5 protein-coding genes are annotated in these 3,475 nt (G+C 67.0%); 2 read left to right on the forward strand and 3 right to left on the reverse strand.

Going from position 1 to position 3,475, the window contains the following annotated elements; all coding sequences use genetic code 11:
• The first annotated feature begins 146 nt into the window (after positions 1 to 146).
• Positions 147 to 563 carry a hypothetical protein gene (locus ABTU82_RS16645; RefSeq protein ID WP_005054055.1) on the forward strand — a complete coding sequence of 139 codons (417 nt, stop codon included), beginning with the start codon at positions 147 to 149 and terminating at the stop codon, positions 561 to 563.
• A gap of 51 nt (positions 564 to 614) precedes the next feature.
• A complete protein-coding gene (locus ABTU82_RS16650) occupies positions 615 to 977 on the forward strand; it encodes a hypothetical protein (protein ID WP_043341551.1) in 363 nt (120 codons plus the stop codon).
• A gap of 23 nt (positions 978 to 1,000) precedes the next feature.
• Here the strand turns inward: ABTU82_RS16650 and ABTU82_RS16655 are convergent, their stop codons facing one another.
• From ABTU82_RS16655 to ABTU82_RS16665, 3 genes are all read right to left on the reverse strand, one after another.
• The gene (locus tag ABTU82_RS16655; RefSeq protein ID WP_407174473.1) at positions 1,001 to 2,452 is read right to left on the reverse strand and encodes a hypothetical protein; all 1,452 of its coding nucleotides are present in this window, start codon (positions 2,450 to 2,452) and stop codon (positions 1,001 to 1,003) included.
• A complete protein-coding gene (locus ABTU82_RS16660; protein WP_005054047.1) occupies positions 2,449 to 2,784 on the reverse strand; it encodes a helix-turn-helix domain-containing protein in 336 nt (111 codons plus the stop codon). Before ABTU82_RS16660 ends, ABTU82_RS16655 begins: the two co-directional genes overlap by 4 nt.
• Positions 2,785 to 2,786: 2 nt before the next feature.
• The coding region (locus tag ABTU82_RS16665) for a tyrosine-type recombinase/integrase (protein WP_407174475.1) at positions 2,787 to 3,475 on the reverse strand (689 nt) is incomplete at its 5' end.

The raw sequence follows: 3,475 nt of genomic DNA on the forward strand, positions 1-3,475 counted from the left end.
GGAGTGCTGTCCCGGCGGATTCCTGACCGGCGAATGCGCGGGACTTGGCTCCCTCCCTCCGATGCCTCGTTCTCCGTCAAGGTCACTCGAATGGTCGAGCCGTAGAGGGCGATGGGCGCTGTCGGGTCGCTGTTAGTTTCAGTAGCATGCGAACGCTCAAGGTTGCTGCCGCCGCCGGAGTCCTCACAGGGTCCCTGGCTCTCAGCGCATGCGTTCCCCCGGGCGTGGCCTGCCCGGCCATCGGATTTGTCCTCTCTGGGCCCGTGGTCATCGAAATCAGTCCGGACTTGGTCGGCGACGGATCAGTGGCCGCCTGCCTCGGCGATGATTGCGAGCCCGCTTCCATCGAACCGGTCGAACCCGGGAAGTGGGAGGTTCCGCAGGAGCCACCGTATGCGCCGCAGGACACCGTCGGACTCGACCTCGACGCTGGTATTCGGGTTGCGATAATCGACGCCTCAGGCGCGATCATCCGCGACGAATGGTTCGAGATTCCATTCACTAGCAACGCCGATGGCGTCTGCCCGGGACCCGTCGACGTTCAGCCGGTCATCGTGACCTGATTCATTTCCGCAATAGCGAAATGTCTCCGGCCCCTTTCTTACGATGGGCACATGACGGCTCTCGACGAAAGACGTTCCTCGGCCAGGCCGACGGCGGCCATGCTGGTTGGAGTTCTGATCATGACGCTGCTCGCGCTTGTCGCGGTCGGTTTGATCTGGTGGGTCGCTGTGCCGGTTGGGCCGGAGGTGTGTTCGCTTGAGTTACCGGGCCCGCGAAACTGCTTCATCGAGGATCGACTGGTTGCGGCCGCTGTTTGGACTGTGATCATCGCGCTCGCTTATCTCGCCACAATCATTGCGACTGTGCTCTTCTCGCGGCGGCGGCCATGGGTGGTCGGTGCGGGGATCGTGCTCCTGCTGGTGGCGAGCGTCGCAGGGTTCGTTGCTGTCGCCTGGATCCCGGAACTCGCGTGAGAGACGGGCCCGCCTGCAACGGGTCAACGCGTTCGTCTGGAGGTGTAGTCGAGGAAGGTGGCGCCGGCGTTTCGGCGGTGTTTATCGGTGACGTTGTAGCTGTAGTTGAGCGAGTCGGCGACGACGGGCGCGGGTAGCTCGACCACGAGGGCTCGCATCGCGGCGTTCCGTGCCCCGCGGAGGTCGATTCCGGCGTCGCGGAGCTTGTTCATCAGTGTGGTCTGGTGGATGTGCTGGCCGGGGCGGCGACCGGGAAAGAGCCAGGGGGTGTCGCGGTGGGCTGCGGTGTTCCGGTTCGGCAGCGCTGCGAGGTGGTTCCGGATGATCTGGGCGAACGGATCGGGGATCGTGAGTGCGTCGTCGGTGAACGAGACGGTGATCGTGTCGCGCTCGTCGCGGACTTGGTCGAGCTGCATGCTGACGATTCGGGTGAGTGGTTGCGCGTAGAGGAGGAGCAGCAGAGCTGCCGCGCGCTCATCGGTAGCGAGGTTGTCGCCTGGTTCGATTAGACGGGCGATGTGCTCGAGTCGTTGCTGTTGGGTGATGACGGGTTCGGTCTTGGCCACCCGGTAGGGGAACGTCAGCGACGGGATGTGTCGGTGCGCGATCGCCCAGCGGACGAATGCGCGCGCCAGGCTGCGGGTCGTCGGCCCGGTCGCCAGCCAGTCGTCGACGCAGGCCTGGGTGCACGTGGCGGGGGAGAGGCCGGCGGCGCGGACGTGGTGGAGGAACTCCAGCGAGACAGTGGTGGACTGTTTCGCGGCGAGGAAGCCGCCCTTCTTCAAGACGCCGGCGTCGGCGAGACGCTGCAGCCTGTTGAGGTGAACCCAGCGGGCGTATTGCTTGATCAAGCGGGCGTCCGCAGGGTGCGCGGCGGGGAGTTTGTCGTCAAGCCAGGTGGCGAACCGTTCGACGTCGAGGTGGACCGGCGGGAGCAGTTGGTGTTCGATGCAGAGTTCTCGGAGGAACGCGACTTTCGCGGGCTCGTGGTGGTCGGTGAACGTCGCGTGCTCCATGGGGACGATGCCGTGGGCGAGGTCTCGGAGCAGTCTGGTGGCGTCGGGGTTGACGGTCAGCCAGGTGCGAGCGCTGCGCGCGTGCGTCTGCTGGGTTAGCGCGGTGAACAGCGGCAGCACGGTGGGGCTGATCGCGCCGGTGGGGTCAGCGAGGAGTGGGGTGAGGTCGTCGGTAAGGCAGCAGTGCGCGCAGAGGCCGACGCGAACGGGTTCATCTTCACGGCCGCAGCGGGTGCAGTGGAAGTCTTTCGGGATGCCGGCGCAGTCGACGCAGACCGGGGTCTCGTCCAGGAGGCCGGGCAGCAGGCGGTGCTGACCGCAGGTGCCGCAGGTGCCGTGGATGCGGGTGGCGCGCTGGTAGCAGCGGCGGCAGATCGATCCCTCTGGCCAGGTCGTCGCGAACCTAACATCGGTGCGGGAGCAGCGCGCGCACTCGCGCGGCGGCCTTCCAGGGGTCACTGCGGCTTGCGGATTCGCGCGCGGGCGGGACGGAACGCGCCCTGAGCGGGGGCGGCGTCGGCGGCGTCGGCGGTGCCGGTGGCGCGGTCGGGCGCGGCCTGGACCGTGATGGGGCAGAGCTCCTCGAAGCTGCAGTCCAGCGTGTCGAGGATCGCGCCCAGCAGGTTCAGGTTCATTCGTTCCGGGGTGCCGCCGACGAGGCGGTAAATCTGTGAGTCGGAGAGGTGGATGCCGCGGTCGCTGAGGTGCGGGATGAGGTCGGAGATGGTGTTCATCCCGCGGGCGGCCATCAGTTCCCGCAACCGCCAGCCGTGCTCGATTCGACGTTGCATGCTCAGTGCTCCTTCGTGATTGCTTGTGCGGCCATCCGGGCGATCGCGTCGTCGACGACGCGGGCCCGGTAGTCGGGGGAGAGGCCGGTATAGATCGAGGTGGTCGAGGCGTGTTCGTGGCCGACCTGCTGCTGGATGAAGAACGCGTCGTAGCCGTCCTCAACCAGGTGGGTGACGTAGGAGCGGCGCAGCGAGTGGAAGTCGAGATCGTCGTCGAGGCCGGCCTCGCGTTTGACCTCGTTGAAGGCGCGCGAGAGGGAGTCAGCGGCGAGCATGCCGCTGCGTTCGCTGGGCCAGAGTGCGGTGGACTTCGGTGGGGCCACCAGCGGGCGGACCTGCTCCCGCCACTCGCGGAGGCATTCCACGATCCAGTCGAACTCGGGCAAGGTGAGCACGGTGCGGCGTTTCGGGGGAGAGCCGCGCATCGCCTTCCCGTATCGGACGTAGAGGATCCCAGCGTCACCGAAGTGACGCGCCCGCGGGTTCGCGGCCAGATCGACCAGGTCCAGCTGCCGGACCTCGTTGCGGCGCAGTCCCCAGGCGTAGGCGGTCTTCATGATCGTCGCGATCCGGAACGCGGCGACCCAGCCCTTCGCGCCGGCGCGGCGGATCCGCATCACCCGGTCGTCGGCGCAGTCGAACAGATCCTGGATCTCATCCCGGGTGTAGGGCCGTTTGCCGGGGCCTGCCA

Source organism: Microbacterium deferens (assembly GCF_045517775.1).
Classification (GTDB): domain Bacteria; phylum Actinomycetota; class Actinomycetes; order Actinomycetales; family Microbacteriaceae; genus Microbacterium.